Raw genomic sequence first — 18,186 nt, 5'->3', positions numbered from 1 at the left:
CCCGGTTAAGGCAGCGCGCCTTGTGCGCGGCGGGCTGCCGCCCGCTCATGCCAGTCATCCGGCGCGATGAACCCGCGCTCAACTTCCACCAGCCAGCCATCCTGTTCTTCCACGGTCGCCGCCATCACGGGTGACATTTCCAGCGCGAAGCGCTCCAGTACGGCCGCATGCAAACCGGCTGCCGTCAGCGGCGCCGCCTTGTCCACGGCGGCGATGGACGCAGGCTGGAATGGGGCTTCTTCCGGTGTTGCCATGCGCACCTTCAACGGCGCCAGCCACTGCATGCGCGGCATCACAACGTAACGCTTGCCGCCATCCTGCGCCGGCCCGGCCAGGAAATCGGCCAGCGTCATCCAGTATCCACGGCAATGGCCGGGCGAGACGCCTTCCAGCTGGCGCTCCGGTCCCGGCGGATGAAACAGCCACCCTTTGACCAGCGCCTGCGCTTCATCGACAGGCTGCGGCAGCACGCGCGCAGCGGCCGGGTGGTTGCGCAATTCCAGCTGATGGCTGAACGTCTTGCGGATCTTCTTGCCCAAGGTGTCGGCCAGGTTGGGGCCGACCAGGTGATGGAACGATTCCCGGCCGGACGCGGGAACCTGGTCATCGAGCAGGTAAAACTTCGACGCAAATTCCCAGTGCAGCAAACGGGCGCCTTCACGCAGCAGGAAGTCGAATTCACCGACCGTTTCATTGCGGTGCGCGCGCACTTGCAAGCCGTGCGCGGCCAGCACGCCCTGCCAGGCCAGATAAAACGCCATCAGCTTTTCCGCATACAAGCCAAGGCGCGAATAAAACTTCGCGCCCAGCGCGGCATCCAGTGTGGAGGGATCATGTTCCAGCGCGGCCAGCCAATCCGCAGCGGCCGGCGTCATGGGGCCCAGTGTGGCGACCCGGCCCTGCCAGTGGGACGATGCAGGATCCAGCAAATCCGGCGATTCCAGCAGCCACGCCAGCGCCCGCACGTGGGGGCGGGTCAAATGGCGCCAGCGCTGTTCAAATGCTTGCTGGTACGTCATATGCTGAACGGGCCAGGCACAAGTCAGCCCACGCCTTGGCCTTGTCTTCCGGCTTGCGCAGCAAATCCGCCGGGTGGTATGTCGCCACCACGGGAATGTGCTCCAGCCGCAGCACTTTGCCGCGCGCGGCGGCGCCCAGCAAGCCTTTGGCCGCCGTATGGCCCAGCGTGATGATGGCGCGGCTGCCTGCCAGCGCCATTTCACGCTCCAGGTAAGGGCGGCAAGCCGCCACTTCATCGGCGCCTGGCGCGCGGTCGTTTTGCGGACGGCATTTCACCAGCGTGGCGACATATGCCTCTTTGTCCGGCGCCACGTTGATGGCTTTCAGCATATTGTCCAGCAACTGGCCCGGCGCACCGGCCAGCGGACGCCCTTGCACCTCGTCGTCGCCATTGGGTGCGGTGGCCAGCACCAGCCATGGCGCGCTTTCCGGGCCCCGGCCCGGGACGGCGGCGCTACGCTCGCGGCACAGCGCGCAGCGCGTGCACGATTGCACGGCGGCGCGCAGCGCAGGCCAGTCCATGCGGGCAATGGCGGCGTCTGATATGCCGGCATCTTCTGCCGGCTCGTCATACAGGCCATCAAAGGCCGCATCGAACGATGGCAGCGGCGCATCGTCAAACCACGGCATGCCGTCGTCCGGCATGGCCGAAGATTGCTGCGGGCGCGCCTGCTGGACCGGGCGGGCCGCCGGCCTGGCCGGCGCCTCATCGCGCCAGGGCGCTTGGTCTTCCACGCCGCGTTCGGGCTTGCGTGCAGGCTTTGCAATCGGCGTGGCCGGGACATCGTCAAACCACGCATACGATTCGCCGCCCGCTTCCGCTGCCGGCGCATGATTGGAGGCAGGCCGCGCCGGTGGCGGCGCTTTGGCTGGCGGCGATGATTTCAGCGCAGGGCGCGTCGACGGCGCGGCTGGCGCGTCATCAAACCACGACGTGTCTTCGCCGCTGGATGGCGTCGTGCGTGCGGCTGGAGGCACTGCCGGAGCCGCAGCTTCCGCCATGGGCTGGGCTGTGGCAGGCGCCGGATCGGCAACCGCAACGGGCGCCGCCGCTTGCGCGCCGGCAGCCGGGTTGGCGGCATGCTCAAACGCGTCAGCATCGGTGTGCACGGCGGCCGGAGCGGCATATTCCGCCTCGGCCACGTCATTGGCCACCTCATTGGCAACTTCCGCGGCCACCTCCGCGGCAGCCGCATCCACAACAGGCGCATGGCGCAGCCGCCACTGCGGCCCCAGCCCCATCGCATCGAGGAATACGTCGTTGCGGTTCATATGGCAATCCGCATCACGATGGCGTCTTCGCGCTGGCCATTTTCAGCCGGGTAGTAACCCTTGCGGCGGCCAATCTGCCTGAAGCCATAGCGCTGGTAAATATCCAGTGCGCGGGCATTCGACGGCCGCACTTCCAGCAGCATGGCTTCCATGCCGAGGCCGCGCGCGCGCGCCACCGACTGGTTCAGCAGGAAGCGGCCCAAGCCCTGCCCCTGCCACTCCGCCGCCACCGCCACATTCAGCAAATGCGCTTCATCGACCACTTGCATGATGAGGAAATAACCCATCAATACGCCGCTCTGGCCGCGCAGCACCCACGCGTCATAGCCGGAAGCCAGCGAATCGGTAAAGTTGGCACGGGTCCATGGGTGCGGATACACGCTTTGTTCCAGCGCCAGCACTTCATCGATATCGGCAGGCTGCATCGGCTGGTAATTCAGCCGCGCCAGGTCCCACACCGGTTTCGCTCCCTGCATCATGCCACCGCCTTGGCGCCCGCCCCGGCTGCGCTGGCGCTGGCATTCATTTCGCGGCGCTCGGCGCTGGTATAGGCAATCTTGTTGCGCAGGTACAGCGGCTGCGCTTCCGCCGCCGTCACGCCCTGCCCCGCTTTAAAGGCGATACGGCCCAGCTGCGCGATTTGCACGGCGTGCGGCATCACATCGCCATGCGCGCCGGCGGCAAACGCCTTGCCGGCAAATGCGTCGGCATAAGCCGGGAAACCATTACCGCAAGCCGTCACTTGACCTTGCGGCGCCACCGCTTCCGGCGCGGACAACACGGGCGCCTGCACCACGTCCGGGGCGCCGGCAGCGTCGCCTGCATAGCGGTACTGCGCCCAATACACTTCGCCCATGCGGGCATCGAGTACGGCCAGGATATCCGTGCTGCCAAATTGCTGGCGGCACGCCAGCGCCATTGCATCGAGCGTCACCACTGGCACCAGCGGCACTTCCGCGCCAAATCCCAGGCCCTGCGCCACGCCGCAAGCGGTACGCACGCCGGTAAACGAACCGGGGCCGGAACCGTATGCGACCGCATCGACATCGGCCAGCGCAATGCCGGCTTCGGCCAGCAATTCCTGGATCATGGGCAGCACGGCGGCTGAATGGGTGCGCACGCCGGAAGAAGAACGGCTGATGACAGCGTCGCCGCGCAGCAAAGCGCACGACGCCATTTCGGAGGATGTTTCAATTGCAAGTATGGTAGGCATGGCGCTATTTTAACCTGCCACCGGCCCCGTGACCCAGCCCGCGCCAGTCCGAAAGGCGCGCCCGGCCTGCAATTGGTACAATATTGTCCTATGCATAGCACGACTTTACAAACCGATAACCGCGCCGAAGTGGCGGCCGCACTGGCGCAAGACCGCTGGATCGTTGCCTGCCTGTGCGCAGCCTGGTGCGGCACCTGCGCCAGCTACCGCGCCACCTTTGAAGAACTGGCGGCGCGCCATCCCGACAAATACTTCCTGTGGGTCGATATTGAAGACCATGCGGATGTCGTGGGCGACCTGGACGTGGAGAATTTCCCGACGCTGCTGATCCAGCGCCATGAACACGTGGCGTTCTTCGGCACCATGCTGCCCGATGCGAACGTGGCGCACCGGCTGGTGCTGGCGCAGGCAGCGATGTCGGATGAAGAACTGGCTGCGTTTGCGGAAAGTACGGAGGAGCGCCGCGAATGGCAGGAGAACTGCAATTTGCGCACGCTGCTAAAGGCGGATTAGCCGGCCAGGGCCGGCCAATCCGCCTCGGGCCCATCGTACGGCCGGCACTCCTGCCGGCGTGCCTTAAGAGACCAGTTTCAAGGGCAAACTGCGCAAGCGCTGTCCCGTCAATTTAAACACGGCATTCGCCACGGCTGGCGCCACTGGCGGCACGGCAGGTTCTCCCATCCCTTGCGGCGGCTCCGCCGACAACATGATGACGGTATCGACTTTCGGCGCCTGGTTCATCCGCAAGACAGGGTAATCGCTGAAATTCCCCTGCACCACCTTGCCGCCATCGATAGTGATTTCGCCCATCAGCGCCGCCGACAAGCCGAATACCACGCTCGATTCCACTTGCTGGGCAATGATGCCCGGATTGACGGCAATGCCGCAATCGACGGCGCACACGACGCGGTGCACGACAATCTCTTTCCCGGCGACAGACACTTCCGCCACCTGCGCCACGATAGACCCAAATGCCTGGTGCAGCGCCACGCCATGCGCACGCCCTTCCGGCGGCGCTCCCGCTTTGTCAACGGCAGCATTGAGCACCGCCAGGTGGCGGGGATGGCGCTGCAATAAACCACGGCGGAAGACGACCGGATCCAGCCCGGCCGCATGCGCCATTTCATCGATAAAGCTCTCTTTGAAAAACGCGTTGTGCGAGTGGCCAACCGAGCGCCAATACCCGACCGGCGCCACGCTTTCCACATTAACGTGGCGGATACGCTGGTTCGGCACTTCATAGGGCATGTCGTACTCGCCCTCGGCGGAATTTTTATCCGGTCCCGCGCCCGGCATTCCCATATTCCGCTTCAGGAACTGGTGGCCGATGGCGGCGCCCGCGGACTGGTTATCCCACGCCAGCAAATTGCCCGCTGCATCGAGTCCCGCAGCAAAGCGCGCCAATGCCGCCGGGCGGTACACGTCATGGCGCATATCGTCTTCGCGGCTCCAGATCACTTGCACGGGCAAGCCGCCGCACTGTTTCGCGATGGCCACCGCCTGCACAATGAAGTCCACGTCCAGCCGCCGCCCAAAACCGCCGCCCAGCAATTTGATGTCGAGTTCAACCTGTTCCGGTTTGACACCGGCTGCCCTGGCCGCCATATCGATGGCAAATGCCGGCGATTGCGTCGATACCCACAACCGCACCTTGCCATCGGCCACCTGCGCCGTGCAATTCATCGGTTCCATGGTGGCGTGGGCCAGGTATGGCGCACGGTATTCGGCCCGTACAATCCTGGCCGCGCCATCGAGCTTGCCGATATCGCCAGCCTCGTGGAAGGTATGGCCGCCGCCATCATCAAGGCGCTTCCCCAGTTCACGGAAAATGGCGTCCGACGACAATGACGCGTGCGGCCCGTCGTTCCACTTGATGTCCAGCGCATCAGCCGCCTGGCGCGCCTGCCAGTAATGCTGCGCCACCACAGCCAGCCCCGCGCGGGCGCCCGTCTGCCCTTCCAGCGCGGCGGAATAATCGACGACGCGCTTCACGCCCGGCATGTTCAACACTGCTTGCGTATTACTTGACGCCACCGTCCCGCCAAAGACAGGCGCCATCCGTACCGCCGCATACAGCATGCCTTGCGGCCGCGCATCGATACCGAACACCGCGCTGCCATTGGACTTGGCGGGCGTGTCGCGGCGCGGCGCGCTGGCGCCGATCAGGCGGAATTGCCCCGGCGTTTTGATGCGCACATTGGCCGGCGGCGTCATGCCGGCGGCAGCCTGCGCCAGTTCGCCATAGGCAGCTTTCTTGCCGCTGCCATGCAGCACGTGGCCATCTTCCGTGCGGCATTCGGCAGCCGGCACACGCCAGTTGCGAGCCGCCGCCTCGATCAGCAATGCGCGCGCCGTGGCCCCGGCTTCGCGCATCGGCAGCCACAAATCCTTGATGCTGGAGGACCCGCCCGTGATATTGATGCCAAGTTCGCGTGCGACTTTGGCAATGATCCACTCGGCGCCGTGGCGCGTGCGGCTTTCATCATCGGGATGGAATGGCAGGCCGTCGGCAATCAGCGCCACGTTGCCATAGATTTTGTCGGCAGGCGCCTGCACCAGCTTCACCTGCGCCAGCGGCACATCCAGTTCTTCCGCCACCAGCATCGGCAAGGCCGTCAATACACCCTGCCCCATTTCGCTGCGCGCCATTGCCACGGTCACGGTATTGTCTGGCGCAACGGCGACCCAGCCATTCAATGCCACGGCGCCCTGGCTGACGGGCAGCGCAGCTTTGCCGCGTATGCGCTGGCCAGGCGGCAGTGCTCCCCATCCAACCAGCACGGCGCCCGCTGCAGCCAGGCCAGACAGTATGAAAGTGCGGCGCTTCATTCGTGGACGGCTTCCGCCTCGCGCCAGCGCGCCAGCAATTCATCGGCCAGCACAGGCTTGCTGTAGTAATAGCCTTGCGCCAGGTTACAGCCATGGCGCAGCAGGAACGCTGCCTGCTCGTCCGTTTCCACGCCTTCCGCAATGACGGACAAATTCATGCTCTTGCCAAGCTGGATGATCGCAATGGCAATGGCTTCGTCATTGACGTCGGTCGAGATGTCCTTGATGAACGAGCGGTCGATTTTCAAGGTCTGCACCGGCATTTGCTTCAGGTACGCCAGCGACGAATAGCCGGTGCCGAAATCGTCAATTGCCAGCCCCACGCCAATGGCGTGCAAGTCATTGATGTAGGCCAGTGCGTCGCCCGTGTTCATGATCACCGATTCCGTGACTTCCAATTGCAGGCGGTGCGGCTCCAGGCCGGTTTCGCGCAAGATGTCGCCAACCCAGCTGGCGATGCTGCCGCGGTCGAACTGCTTGGCCGACAGGTTGACCGCCATCTTCGGCACGTGCAGGCCCGCATTGTCCCAGCGGACCATCTGGCGGCACGCCTGTTCCAGCACCCACAGGCCCAGCTGGTTGATGAAACCCGTATCTTCGGCCAGCGGGATGAAGCGGATCGGCGGCACCAGGCCCAGTTCCGGGTGGTTCCACCGCACCAGCGCTTCCACCCCCGTCAGGCGGCCCGTATCGATTTCCACTTGCGGCTGGAAGTTGAGGAACATTTCATCCTTTTCCAGCGAACGGCGCAGGAACGTTTCCAGGCGCAGGCGCTCGACGCCCTCGCCCGACATCGATGGTGCATACAGGCGGTAGCCATTGCGCCCGCGCGCCTTGGCCTGGTACATGGCCACGTCCGCGTTACGGATCAGCATATTCAAATCAGTGGCGTCTTCCGGGAACAGTGAAATGCCTACGGAGCCCGTGACGAACAGTTCATGGCCCGCCACCATGAATGGCCGCTCGAACATGGCCACCAGTTTTTCCGCCACGTGCGCGGCGCCAAACTGGCCATCGACATTTTCCAGCAGCACGATGAATTCATCGCCGCCCAGGCGCGCCAGCGTATCGCCTTCGCGCAGCTTGTCTTGCAGCGCCTTGGCCACTTGCTTCAGCAATTCGTCGCCGATATGGTGGCCCAGCGTGTCGTTGACGTTTTTAAACCGGTCCAGGTCGATGAACAGCACGGCCAGCTTTTCGTGTTCGCGCGTGGCGCGCTGCAGCGCATGGTGCAGGCGGTCGTGGAACAGCAGGCGGTTTGGCAGCGCTGTCAGCGGGTCGTGGTGCGCCAGGTGGTCCAGCTTTTCCTGCGCTTCCTTGACCAGGGTGATATCGCTGAACACGCCCACATAGTGCGTGGTGACGCCCTTGTTGTCCCGCACGGCGGACATGGTCAGCCATTCCAGATACAGTTCGCCATTCTTGCGCAAGTTCCAGATTTCACCGCGCCAGAAGCCCGTCGCCACCAGTTCCGTCCACAATGCCTGGTAGAACGCGTCATCGTGGCGCTCGGAGCGCGTCAACCTGCGGTCGCGGCCCAATGCCTCCGCTTCCGTGTAGCCGGTGATTTGCGTAAAGGCCGGGTTGACGGCGACAATGGTGCCCTGCGCATCAATGACCATCACGCCGTCAGCAATGTGTTCCAGCACGGTGGCGGACAGGCGCAGTTTTTCTTCCGCTTCCTTGCGCGCCGTGATGTCGGCATAGACCCAGATACTGCCTTCATTGGCGCGGGTGGAATCAATGGCGCAGCCGGACACCAGGCACCAGAACAGCGTGCCATCCTTGCGGCGGTATTGACGCTCTTCGCTGAAGTCCGCGCCCTCTTCCAGCATCGGGTATTGGCGCTCGCCGGCTTCTTCGAATTCCGCTGCCGTCGGGAACACCAGCGCAGTGGATTCACCCACCATGACGCCGGGCTCATAGCCAAACAATTCTTCGCAGCGGCGGTTGACGGACACGATGCGGCGGTTACGCACGAACATCACGCCAAACATCACGTTATCGAGAATCGCGCTTTGCTCGGCCAGCAGCGCTTCAATCCGCATTTCATTGTGCTTGCGCTGGCTGATGTCGGAAATAATGCCATCGATCCACGGCGCTTCGGCGCCCCGCTCGGCCGCTTGCGGCTGGCCATTTTCCGCCACCCAGCGCTCCGTGCCCGTGGCATCGACTATGCGGTATTCGATTTCATACGGTTTGCCGTCGCGCAGCGCCTGCGCCAGCGCGCGGCGGTGCACGCGGCGGTCTTCCGGACAAATCAGGCTGGCCCACGAATGCGTGGTGGAGCGCATGAACTGGGCGGCCGGGTAGCCGGAAATATCTTCAATGGCGTCCGACACGAAATCAATCGGGCCATCGGGACGGAAGCGGAATACGGCGCCCGGCACTTGCGTAACGATGGTGCGGAACCGTTCTTCGCGCTGGCCGATATCTTCAAACAAATGCTTGATGGCGACCCGCATCTGTTCCAGCTGGCCGGACAGGCGGCCTAATTCATCGCGCCCCGTCAAATCCAGCCGGGTTTCAAAGTCGCCGTGCGACAGGCGGTCGGAAAAGCGCATCAGCTTGCGCAGCGGCTTGATCAGGCGCTTGTTCAGGAACAGCACGATCAGCAGCAGCGACACGGTCAGCTGCGCGGCCAGCACGAACACATACGACAGCTGCTTTTCCCGCAACTCTTGCTGGCTGCGGGCATCGTCCATTTCCACCATGATGCGGCCGATACGCTCGCCCCGCACGAGGATTTCGCGTTCGGCGCGGTACACGTTGCCCACCAGGCGGCGCGGCGACTTGACGTTCATGAACTGCGTATCGGCCTGCCCCGTCACTTGCACTTGCAGCACGGAGCGGTCGCGCATGACCGATTCGACCAGCGAATGGGCCGATTCCGCATTCATGTTCCACAGGGATTCCTGCATGCCCAGCGCAAGGATGTCGGCATTGCGCTGCAGCGATTCATTCAGTGTGGTGCGGGCTGATTGCTGTTCATGCACGCCGATCAGCAGATAGCTGCCGATAATGGCAGGAATCACCAGGCCGCCAAAGACTACCAGCAGCAAAGCGCCGTAGATTGACAGGCCGTACAAGGCGCTTAACCGCGAGCGCAGTCTATTATATAAATTGCTAATCATGCACGGGCTGGGACGCGGACCCACGAAGGGAATTTTTCAGTAGCAACAATTATGCACGCAAACAAGGACGTTCGTCACGACTATAGCGTTGCGGTGCGAACCACGCCGTCCTGCACAAACATGGCAAGCTTGCTATCATCGCCACTCCCAAATCAGAGGAACTGCCATGACTTCTCCAATGTACACCGCGTCTGTCCCCGTTTTGCGCCAACTGTTGAACAGCCTGCTGGCTATCCTGGACAAGGCGGAAGCCCACGTCAACGACAAGAAAATTGACGCCAACGCACTGTTGCAATTCCGTCTTTTCCCCGACATGCTGCCGTTTACGCGCCAAATCCAGATTGCCGCCGACTTCGCCAAGGGCGCGGGCGCCCGCCTGGCCGGCCAGGACGTGCCTTCGTATGAAGACAATGAAAAGACGTTTGCGGAACTGAAAGCGCGTATCTCGAAAACGCTGGCCTTCCTCGATACGCTGCCGGCATCAGCGTTCGACGGTGCGGAAACCCGCGCCATCACGACGGGCAGCGGTGAAAAGACCAAGCACTGGGTGGGCCAGACGTACCTGCACCACTATGCACTGCCGCACTTTTTCTTCCACGTGACGACGGCCTATAACATCCTGCGCCACAACGGCATTGAAATCGGCAAGAAAGATTACATCGGGACGTTCTGACCAGTCATCAAGTATTGCGGCGCGGATACCCCTGCGCCGTAATCCGCTGCCACACCACTTCCTTCTGCTCATCCGACATGGCGACCCAGTGCGCCACCTCTATATAAGTACGGCCACAGCCACGGCAGATTTCATCAAACGTGGTGGAGCACACGGCAACACAGGGCGTATCGGGCCGCTCCACAGGCTTCACCGGCGGCGTCGCGGCGTCATGCACTGCCGCAGCCATGCGCTTTATTTCCATAAGTTATCCCAGCCATCGTGGCCCAGCTTTTCCATGGTCTCGATATTCTTTTCGAAAATCGCTTCCGCTTCAGGGAACGCTTCCACCGCGCGGTCTATGCTGTCTTCGCGCAGCAAGTGCAAGGTCGGGTACGGCGAGCGGTTCGTGTAATTGCCGATATCGTTCTTGTCCGTATCGGCAAACTGGTAATCCGGGTGGAAGCTGGCCACTTGCAGTTCACCGTCCAGCTGCATGTCTTCCAGCGCCGCGTCCGCCACGTCGAGGAATTCGTTGTAATCCTCAAAGTCCTGCAACACATTCGGGTGAATGATCAACGTCGTGTCAACCTTGGCCGGATCCGTGTCCGACAGCAATTGCAGCTCATCCATCAACAATTCCAGCAACGCTTCCGGCGTCGTCGCGTCACACACGACGTAACGGATCTGATTCTTGATGTGCACGGCTTTTGCAAACGGGCACAGGTTCAGTCCGATAACGGCCTTTTCTAGCCATTTCTGCGTGGCAGCAATGATGGTGTCGTGGTCCGGAGTCTGTTGAGACATGATGGTGGTCCTTTATTTCCAGCGAAGAGGCGCCATTGTACGCACTCTTGGGGTGTTCTCCTATTTGCTGCGAATTTCACTTCTACTGCTGCCAACTCCCCTGCAATAAACATCATCATTTCCAAAATGCAACTGTCATCGGGGTGACATATTTCTTGACCCAGCCATATAACGCCCGTACACTGCCCCCTTAATCATGGTCAGTCCGATGTTTCTTATCGACAACGCGACAAAGAATACTATGCAACGATTTAAATACATGCTGACGGGAAGCGCGATCGCGCTGCTAAGCTTGGCGCCGGGTCTGTCCCGAGCGTTGGATAGCGGCCCTGCTGCCGCTACCGCCTCTTCCGCGCTGTTCTCGCAGTCCGCCTCTCCCGCAACAAAACCCGCCGCAGTCAAACCCACCATCAACGAAGACGCCTTCCGCGAAACGGATGTCTGGGGCCGCATTCGCACTGGCTACGCGATTCCTGACCTGAACAATTCACTGGTCAGCAAGCACATTACCTACTATAGCGCCCATCCGGAACACATGGCCCGCACCGGCGAACGTGCGTCGCGCTATTTGTTCCACGTGGTAACGGAACTGGAAAAACGCGGCATGCCGACTGAACTGGCATTGCTGCCATTCATCGAGTCTGCATTCAATCCGCAAGCGCTGTCGAGCGCCAACGCGGCCGGCCTGTGGCAATTCGTGCCCGGCACGGGACGCGACTACAACTTGAAGCAAAACGCGTTCAAGGATGACCGCCGCAGCGTGCTGTCGTCCACCGACGCCGCCCTGTCTTACCTGCAGCGCCTGTACGACATGTTTGGCGACTGGCAACTGGCCCTGGCCGCCTACAACTGGGGCGAAGGCAACGTGCAGAAAGCCATCAAGCGCAACCAGGCCGCCGGCAAGCCCACCGACTTTGAAAGCCTGGCCGAGCAAATGCCTGCGGAAACGCGCAACTACGTGCCGCGCCTGCAAGCCGTGAAAAACATTGTGGCCAATCCAGCGCAATACAGCCTGCACCTGCCGCACATCGATAACCAGCCGTATTTCACGGCCGTTGAAAAAACCAGCGACATCGACTTGAAAGTCGCCGCTGAACTGGCAGAGCTGCCGATGGAAGAATTCAAGGCGCTCAATCCGCAATTCAAGAAGCCGGTGATTACGGGCGAAGAAACGCAAATCCTGTTGCCGAAGGCGAATGCCGAGAAATTCGCGGCCAACCTGGCGCAATGGACGCGCAATCTGTCGAGCTGGACCACGCACACCATCACCAGCGCCCGCGAACGCATTGAAACCCTGGCCTCGAAATTCCACACCACGCCAGACGTGATCCGCCAGGCCAACAACATCCCGCAAAAAACCGTGCTGAAGGCCGGTTCCACGATCCTGGTGCCGAAAACGTCCGCGTCGCTGGACGTGGATATTGCGCCGGAAATCGCCGACAGCGCGACCGTCGCACTGGAAGAGGATCGGGGCATGTCAGCCCGCGGCCCGGGCAAGGCCAGCCGCTACAAGCACGCCACGGGTGAAACCAACAGCAAGAACGCCCCGGTTTCGCTGGTCAAAGCCCGCGTGTCGCGCGACGCCGCTGGCAAGAAGAAATCCCGTAACAATTAAACGTTACGCCGTGTATTAAATAGCACGGATATGCTGGCGCATCTCTACTGAAAAGTTGCAGATGTGCCAGCGAGCCCCTACAATCTCGCACTTGCGAACCAATCAATCATACTGTCGCTGACGCCGCCCTCGTGTGCGCGTGGGCGCAGCAGTAGCAATCGGAGTCACTATGGCATTCCTGCAAGGTAAAAAAATCCTCATCACGGGCCTCCTGTCCAACCGTTCCATCGCTTACGGCATTGCCAAGGCTTGCCACCGCGAAGGTGCAGAACTGGCCTTCACCTATGTAGGCGAACGCTTCAAGGACCGCATCACGGAATTCGCCGCTGAGTTCGGCAGCAACCTGGTGTTCGATTGCGACGTGTCCAGCGATGAACAGATCGACGCACTGTTCCGCGACTTGAACAAGAGCTGGGAATTCCTGGACGGCTTCGTGCACGCGATCGGCTTTGCACCGCGTGAAGCGATTGCCGGCGAATTCCTCGATGGCCTGACCCGCGAAAACTACCGCATCGCCCACGATATTTCCGCTTACTCGTTCCCAGCCATGGCCAAGGCCGCGCTGCCGATGTTGCGCGAAGGTTCGTCGCTGCTGACGCTGTCGTACCTGGGCGCTGTCCGCGCGATTCCTTACTACAACACCATGGGCTTGGCGAAAGCGTCGCTGGAAGCATCCGTGCGTTACCTGGCTGAGAACCTGGGCCAGAAAGGCATCCGCGCCAACGGTATTTCCGCCGGCCCGATCAAGACCCTGGCCGCTTCCGGCATCAAGGACTTCGGCAAGCTGCTGGGCTTTGCATCGTCGCACGCGCCACTGCGCCGCAACGTGACCATTGACGAAGTGGGCAACACGGCTGCCTTCCTGCTGTCCGACCTGTCGTCCGGCATGACCGGCGACATCCTGTACGTCGACGGCGGCTTCTCGCACGTCATGGGCCTGAACGCGTCCGACTACCAGTAATCCTCCTATAAAATGGGGCCAGGTCCGAAGTGGTTACGGGACCTGGCCCCATTTTTTATGCCCGCATGCTGAACGGACTGTCTGACGAAGCGCTGATGCTCCGTTACAAGGATGGCGACTTGCCCGCCTTCCAGGAACTGTATCGCCGCCATAGCCGCGGCTTGTACCGCTTCCTGTCGTGGCATGCGCCGCGCCGTGAGTGGGCCGATGAAATCGCCCAGGACAGCTGGATCAATTTGCACCAGGCCCGGCACCATTACCAGCCGCTGGCCAGTTTCCGCACTTACCTCTATCAGATCGCCCGCAACCGCTTGCTCGATGTATTGCGCCAGCCGCAGCTGCAATTGACGGACGACGATGCGCTGTTCGACCATCTGAGCGACGCGGCCGATGCCGGTGCGGATACCACGCTTGAATACCGGCAACGCACGCGCGCGCTGCACGCGGCCATCCATGCGCTGCCCGGAGAACAAAAGGAAGCGCTTATACTGCAACAATTCAGTGGCATGAGCCTGGATGAAATTGCGGACCTCGTTGCGGTGCCGGTGGAAACCGTGAAAAGCCGCCTGCGCTATGCCATGAAGAAATTGCGCCAGCACTATGCGGCTGATGCAGACAGGGAGCCGGTATGACAGGCCAGCCATACGACGAAGACGACGCGGAATTCGACGCCTTTTTGCAGGGCAAAGGAGCGCTCGCGCAAGGGCTGGCGGAATTGAAGCAACCGGAGCCGTCCGCGGCGCTGGATGCGGCGATATTGGCGCATGTGGCGGCGGATTTGGAGCGGGCTGTGGCGGCGCCGACGGCTGCGGCCGCCCCGGTGGCGCCTGCTGCTGCGGGCAAGCTTGACGTAGCGGCGATTGCCGCCGCGAATGATACCGCCGCAAACGACGACAAGGGGCCAGCAGACTTCCAGCCCTACCGCTGGCGCGACCGTTGGCGCCTGCCATTGGCGCTGGTGGCCGGCGTCACGGCGATTTCCATTGCGCTGCCCTTGTGGCAAGACGAAGTCACGCAACAGCAGCAGGCTGCGAGCATGCCGATGCAGGACGTACAAATCCCGCCCATGCCGGTGGCAGCGCCGGCGCTTGAAGCTGGCGCTGCGCCAAAGGCCGCTCCAGAAGCGGCTGGCGCGCCGATTTCAAAAGAGGATGCCTCTCCGCCTGCCCCCGCAAAGGACCAGGCGCGCGCTGCCGCTGAAGCGACGGCAAAACGCCAGGCGGAAAGCGATGATGTGATGCGCAAAACGCTGGAACGCGAGCGCATGGAAGCGCAACGGCACGTGCAGCAAACCCGCGCGCAAGCCGATGCCGCGCCTCTGCGCGAAGGCAAGCGGGAGCCCATGCCCGCCCCTGGCATTTCATCTGCACCGGTCGTCATGGCGGCCCCTCCCCCGCCGCCGCCAGCGCCTGCACCAGTGGCAGCACCGGCAGCGGCGCCTGCATATGCAAGCCCGCCAGCCTATGGCCGGACAGCAGGAAGCGCCGCCATCCCTGCGCCAGCCGCCAAACAGGAGGCTGCGCGGAGCTTTGTCGAAGAAACAGCCAACTCGCCGTCAGCCATGCTGGCCCACATCGAGCAATTGCTGAAGGATGGCAAGCGCGATGAGGCGTTGGCCGAATGGGAACGCCTGCGCATGTCTTATCCGAACTATCCGATACCAGACAAGCTACGCGAGACACTAGGACGCTAAAGCCACAGCACCAGCGACATTGCTAGTATCAGAAGTTCAAAAATACCTCAACTTCACACTGCAATTTGATCGCTGACATAAAACCCCAATTGAGCAGCATTGATAGGGACCGCGTACTGCACCCGAATGCGCTTCAATGATGCGCCCCCGCCCAAAAAACGCGCCATGAAACCTGTCGCCCGGATAGATACGGCAATAGGCTTTCAGTTGAGATCCGAGCCCCCCCTATCTGCCAGCGTATGCAGATGATGCAAATGCAGTAGCGGCACAGTCAATCAACAGGTCACTGTAGTTGACCGCAGAGACACATATTCAAACTATTTTTCAATTCAAGCTAGCAGAACACTTCAAGCCAATTTGAACATTTTTTATCTAATGAGAGAATTGGATAGAATTTAACAAATTACAACATGATAAGATCCGCCTTCCCAAAGCTATTATCTAATTATCAACGGAATCTTATACAATATATGTCATTACACAAGAAAAAAATTCATATTTCAGTGCTATTGGCAGGTCTGCTAATCAGCTCAATCGAAGCTCAGGCACAATTGCCGCGAAAAGCTGAATTCGAATTAAAAAAGGTTAAAGCGGAGAAAAGTGATCGTGTAAAGCATATTCTAGAGAAAATGCGTTCTTCACGCAAAGAATTTAATTTGCAGGAAGAAAGTGATTTTGAAGAAATCAACAGCGAATCGGATGAATTTGGCGAAACGCATGTTCGCCTCCAGCAAAAATATAAGAATCTTAAAGTTTGGGGAGCAACCGTCGTTGCTCACTTAAGTGCAGAAAAGCATCTGCGTCAACATAGCGGAAAAATTCTCCCATCCCCACACATTGATACTAATGCACGCTTATTGCCTGAGAATGCAATATTAATTGCCGAGCATGATTTGGGAAAAAAGGTCGAGTACGACACCAAACCCATCGCCGAATTAATTATTTATCCAGTATCTGAGCACAGGGTTGCTGAACGCTTTAAGAATGAAAAACATCTTAATGCCGATATGATGGAAGAGATTCCGCTCAGGAATTTACTTGCATATCATGTTCATTTGAACGCCGAAAATAATCCAGCAGGCGGGGTGTCAATGGACTACATTATTGACGCCAATACAGGAGATGTCATATCTAAATGGTCGAGGCTGTTTAATGCCCATGCAATCGCCACATCCTCTCGCTCTCAATATAATGGCGTTGTCAGCATCAATACGAATAGCTATTCAGCATTAGGTACGTCCGGCTACGAATTGCGAGATATGCAACGCGGCAATACTCTTCGCTATGGGGAATCTGTGGCGGGAAACACCGTATGGTATGCACGGCCAGAAGGAACGGGTGAAACAAGTGTAGACATTGCAACGGATACCACCAATACATGGGGCGATGGTTTTAACTATACTGCGGGCGCAGGAAACGATACCCGTCAAACTGCAGCCGTTGATACGGCTTATGCAATAGCTGCGACGTGGGATTTTCTTAAAAAAATTGTTAACCGCGAAGGCTTGGACAACAAAGGCACTGCAGTCCGGGCTATTATTCTTGATCAGGGAACGGGGGCCAATGCAACTTGGTTCCCCAGCTCGTTGACCGGACGATTTGGAGCTGGGGATAGCTCCAATAATTACAAAAATATGAATTCGCTTGATATAGTCGCTCATGAAATGGGACATGGAGTGACTGCAGCAGGCTCTGCTCTCGGGTTGACTGGCAAAGTTGAATCCAGACAGCTCAACGAGGCAGTTTCTGACGTGCTTGGAACCATGGTCGAGTTTTATGTCCGTGGCGGTGCCTGGGCAGCAGGATCGACGACAATTCCTAATGCCGCATCTGGAGCCAATTGGACACTGGGCGATCAAGTCAACGTTCCACGGCTTATGAATAACACAACCACGTGGACTGGAACGGACTCTTCGGCCGCGCCTCATATCGGCGGCTTGCCATTCTCACGTGCGTTTTACCTGCTGGCGCAAGGTGGGAATGGCGTTACTGCACTAGGAAACGATACAGCGTTTCGAATTTTCTATCGTGCCTGGAATTATTACTTTAATGCTTCCACCGATTATGTTGGCGCACGTCAAGCAATGATCACGGCTGCACGGGATCTGTACGGTTCGGGTTCCATTCAAGAACAATCAGTCTGGAATGCATTTGGTGTTATCAGAGTGGGGCCAATGTGGACTTCTAATGCATGCGGAACTTTAGACTCAGGCCGTCAACTAAACTACTCAGGTATTAAATCCTGCAATGGCCTTTACACTTTGCAAGTCAATGCTGATGGTTATATGGCTTTATACAATGGCCAAAATGCGATTTGGTACACCAATACAGGCGGAAATACCCTTGCATATGCTGCGATGCAATCTGATGGAAATTTTGTATTATATAAGTCATTACAACAAACTGGTCCACAAGCAGCGCTTTGGAATACCGAAACATGGGACTATCCTCAGTCCTATCTGCGCATCGCCGATGATGGAAATTTAATTGTCTATACTTCAACCGGCCTACCCCTTTGGTCTCGTGTTGCTTTACCTTCGAACTTGTTACCTGTTGTCGGCAATGGGGGAAATACATCAGTCAATAGTGCGCAATTAATCCCCCCAACTGCTCCAGGTGTGACCTCTGCATTGAATAAGAATGAAAGTCATTACTATAGAATCGATATTCCTGCCGGAAAAACTTTAAAAGCCGATTTTGTTGGGAGAGCATTGACAAGTACCTATGGAGGCGGCGTTACACCGTATTGGAATGACAAGTGGGAAATTTCTATTTCATCAGTCCTTGGCGGTGACACCATGACTGCTACAGATGCCTATAATCCTCGAAAGACTGTGAGCTATACCAATACCTCTGCTGCAACGATAAGTGCATTTGTTAAAGTTTATCAGTATATATTCACGTTCTCATCTGAAGATGTTAGTATCCCACACAAATATTCAGTTGCATTTAAAATTGAATAAGCTCCGCAGATAGGACAGAGGCATATA

The 18,186-nt window shown here is 59.3% G+C and carries 15 protein-coding genes; 7 read left to right on the top strand and 8 right to left on the bottom strand.

The genetic code is table 11. The features are described 5' to 3' along the window. Positions 1 to 5: 5 nt before the first annotated feature. The 4 genes from GM668_RS15330 to tsaB are packed head-to-tail and all read right to left on the bottom strand — an operon-like array spanning position 6 to position 3,505. A complete protein-coding gene (locus GM668_RS15330) occupies positions 6 to 1,019 on the bottom strand; it encodes a DUF1853 family protein (RefSeq protein ID WP_155439818.1) in 1,014 nt (337 codons plus the stop codon). After that, a complete protein-coding gene (locus GM668_RS31205) occupies positions 997 to 2,292 on the bottom strand; it encodes a uracil-DNA glycosylase (RefSeq protein WP_229499380.1) in 1,296 nt (431 codons plus the stop codon). The genes GM668_RS15330 and GM668_RS31205 overlap by 23 nt, the downstream gene beginning before the upstream one ends. Then, the gene (rimI, locus tag GM668_RS15320) at positions 2,289 to 2,771 is read right to left on the bottom strand and encodes a ribosomal protein S18-alanine N-acetyltransferase (RefSeq protein ID WP_229499378.1); all 483 of its coding nucleotides are present in this window, start codon (positions 2,769 to 2,771) and stop codon (positions 2,289 to 2,291) included. Before rimI ends, GM668_RS31205 begins: the two co-directional genes overlap by 4 nt. Then, the gene (gene tsaB, locus GM668_RS15315; protein ID WP_155439817.1) at positions 2,768 to 3,505 is read right to left on the bottom strand and encodes a tRNA (adenosine(37)-N6)-threonylcarbamoyltransferase complex dimerization subunit type 1 TsaB; all 738 of its coding nucleotides are present in this window, start codon (positions 3,503 to 3,505) and stop codon (positions 2,768 to 2,770) included. The genes rimI and tsaB overlap by 4 nt, the downstream gene beginning before the upstream one ends. Before the next feature lie 90 nt (positions 3,506 to 3,595). On the opposite strand from tsaB, the gene GM668_RS15310 reads away from it, so the two are divergent. Beyond that, the gene (locus GM668_RS15310) at positions 3,596 to 4,018 is read left to right on the top strand and encodes a thioredoxin family protein (RefSeq protein WP_155439816.1); all 423 of its coding nucleotides are present in this window, start codon (positions 3,596 to 3,598) and stop codon (positions 4,016 to 4,018) included. A 63-nt stretch (positions 4,019 to 4,081) separates the two neighbouring features. Here GM668_RS15310 and GM668_RS15305 read toward each other — a convergent pair whose 3' ends face one another. Continuing rightward, positions 4,082 to 6,334, bottom strand: coding sequence for a xanthine dehydrogenase family protein molybdopterin-binding subunit (locus GM668_RS15305; protein ID WP_155439815.1), 2,253 nt, complete (start codon positions 6,332 to 6,334; stop codon positions 4,082 to 4,084). Continuing rightward, entirely contained in the window at positions 6,331 to 9,468 is a 3,138-nt protein-coding gene (locus GM668_RS15300; protein ID WP_155439814.1) for an EAL domain-containing protein, read from the bottom strand. Before GM668_RS15300 ends, GM668_RS15305 begins: the two co-directional genes overlap by 4 nt. 166 nt (positions 9,469 to 9,634) lie before the next feature. Between GM668_RS15300 and GM668_RS15295 the strand changes: the two genes are divergently transcribed. Then, positions 9,635 to 10,141: a DUF1993 domain-containing protein gene (locus tag GM668_RS15295; RefSeq protein ID WP_155439813.1), complete on the top strand. Its 507-nt coding sequence runs from the start codon at positions 9,635 to 9,637 to the stop codon at positions 10,139 to 10,141. Positions 10,142 to 10,148: 7 nt separating this feature from the next. Here the strand turns inward: GM668_RS15295 and GM668_RS15290 are convergent, their stop codons facing one another. Together GM668_RS15290 and GM668_RS15285 are read right to left on the bottom strand one after the other, a co-directional pair. Next, positions 10,149 to 10,370 carry a DUF1289 domain-containing protein gene (locus tag GM668_RS15290; RefSeq protein ID WP_155439846.1) on the bottom strand — a complete coding sequence of 74 codons (222 nt, stop codon included), beginning with the start codon at positions 10,368 to 10,370 and terminating at the stop codon, positions 10,149 to 10,151. Positions 10,371 to 10,375: 5 nt separating this feature from the next. Further along, entirely contained in the window at positions 10,376 to 10,927 is a 552-nt protein-coding gene (locus GM668_RS15285; RefSeq protein ID WP_155439812.1) for a DUF1415 domain-containing protein, read from the bottom strand. A 241-nt stretch (positions 10,928 to 11,168) separates the two neighbouring features. Between GM668_RS15285 and GM668_RS15280 the strand changes: the two genes are divergently transcribed. The 5 genes from GM668_RS15280 to GM668_RS15260 all read left to right on the top strand — a co-directional run bounded on the left by GM668_RS15280 (position 11,169) and on the right by GM668_RS15260 (position 18,159). Further along, positions 11,169 to 12,542 (top strand): transglycosylase SLT domain-containing protein, encoded by a 1,374-nt coding sequence (locus GM668_RS15280; RefSeq protein ID WP_155439811.1) that lies wholly within the window; start codon positions 11,169 to 11,171, stop codon positions 12,540 to 12,542. 169 nt (positions 12,543 to 12,711) lie between these two features. Then, entirely contained in the window at positions 12,712 to 13,503 is a 792-nt protein-coding gene (fabI, locus tag GM668_RS15275) for an enoyl-ACP reductase FabI (RefSeq protein ID WP_155439810.1), read from the top strand. 95 nt (positions 13,504 to 13,598) lie between these two features. Then, the gene (locus GM668_RS15270) at positions 13,599 to 14,135 is read left to right on the top strand and encodes a sigma-70 family RNA polymerase sigma factor (RefSeq protein WP_155439845.1); all 537 of its coding nucleotides are present in this window, start codon (positions 13,599 to 13,601) and stop codon (positions 14,133 to 14,135) included. Continuing rightward, positions 14,132 to 15,196: a hypothetical protein gene (locus GM668_RS15265; protein ID WP_155439809.1), complete on the top strand. Its 1,065-nt coding sequence runs from the start codon at positions 14,132 to 14,134 to the stop codon at positions 15,194 to 15,196. Before GM668_RS15270 ends, GM668_RS15265 begins: the two co-directional genes overlap by 4 nt. 410 nt (positions 15,197 to 15,606) lie before the next feature. Further along, positions 15,607 to 18,159, top strand: a complete 2,553-nt coding sequence (locus tag GM668_RS15260) for a M4 family metallopeptidase (RefSeq protein ID WP_155439808.1) — start codon at positions 15,607 to 15,609, stop codon at positions 18,157 to 18,159. Positions 18,160 to 18,186 lie beyond the last annotated feature (27 nt).

Origin of the sequence: Pseudoduganella ginsengisoli (genome assembly GCF_009720865.1) — a bacterium.
In the GTDB taxonomy this organism is placed as follows: Bacteria; Pseudomonadota; Gammaproteobacteria; order Burkholderiales; family Burkholderiaceae_D; genus Rugamonas; species Rugamonas ginsengisoli.
This window is presented reverse-complemented; position numbering and strand designations above follow the sequence as displayed.

What these genes read in the sequence shown, in the direction of transcription:
- GM668_RS15310 (WP_155439816.1), top strand. Translation starts at nt 3,596, where the DNA reads ATGCATAGCACGACTTTACAAACCGATAACCGCGCCGAAGTGGCGGCC.
- tsaB (WP_155439817.1), bottom strand. Translation starts at nt 3,505, where the DNA reads ATGCCTACCATACTTGCAATTGAAACATCCTCCGAAATGGCGTCGTGC.
- GM668_RS15305 (WP_155439815.1), bottom strand. Translation starts at nt 6,334, where the DNA reads ATGAAGCGCCGCACTTTCATACTGTCTGGCCTGGCTGCAGCGGGCGCC.
- GM668_RS15260 (WP_155439808.1), top strand. Translation starts at nt 15,607, where the DNA reads ATGATAAGATCCGCCTTCCCAAAGCTATTATCTAATTATCAACGGAAT.
- GM668_RS15300 (WP_155439814.1), bottom strand. Translation starts at nt 9,468, where the DNA reads ATGATTAGCAATTTATATAATAGACTGCGCTCGCGGTTAAGCGCCTTG.
- GM668_RS31205 (WP_229499380.1), bottom strand. Translation starts at nt 2,292, where the DNA reads ATGAACCGCAACGACGTATTCCTCGATGCGATGGGGCTGGGGCCGCAG.
- fabI (WP_155439810.1), top strand. Translation starts at nt 12,712, where the DNA reads ATGGCATTCCTGCAAGGTAAAAAAATCCTCATCACGGGCCTCCTGTCC.
- GM668_RS15285 (WP_155439812.1), bottom strand. Translation starts at nt 10,927, where the DNA reads ATGTCTCAACAGACTCCGGACCACGACACCATCATTGCTGCCACGCAG.
- GM668_RS15270 (WP_155439845.1), top strand. Translation starts at nt 13,599, where the DNA reads ATGCTCCGTTACAAGGATGGCGACTTGCCCGCCTTCCAGGAACTGTAT.
- GM668_RS15265 (WP_155439809.1), top strand. Translation starts at nt 14,132, where the DNA reads ATGACAGGCCAGCCATACGACGAAGACGACGCGGAATTCGACGCCTTT.
- GM668_RS15290 (WP_155439846.1), bottom strand. Translation starts at nt 10,370, where the DNA reads ATGGCTGCGGCAGTGCATGACGCCGCGACGCCGCCGGTGAAGCCTGTG.
- GM668_RS15280 (WP_155439811.1), top strand. Translation starts at nt 11,169, where the DNA reads ATGCAACGATTTAAATACATGCTGACGGGAAGCGCGATCGCGCTGCTA.
- GM668_RS15295 (WP_155439813.1), top strand. Translation starts at nt 9,635, where the DNA reads ATGACTTCTCCAATGTACACCGCGTCTGTCCCCGTTTTGCGCCAACTG.
- GM668_RS15330 (WP_155439818.1), bottom strand. Translation starts at nt 1,019, where the DNA reads ATGACGTACCAGCAAGCATTTGAACAGCGCTGGCGCCATTTGACCCGC.
- rimI (WP_229499378.1), bottom strand. Translation starts at nt 2,771, where the DNA reads ATGATGCAGGGAGCGAAACCGGTGTGGGACCTGGCGCGGCTGAATTAC.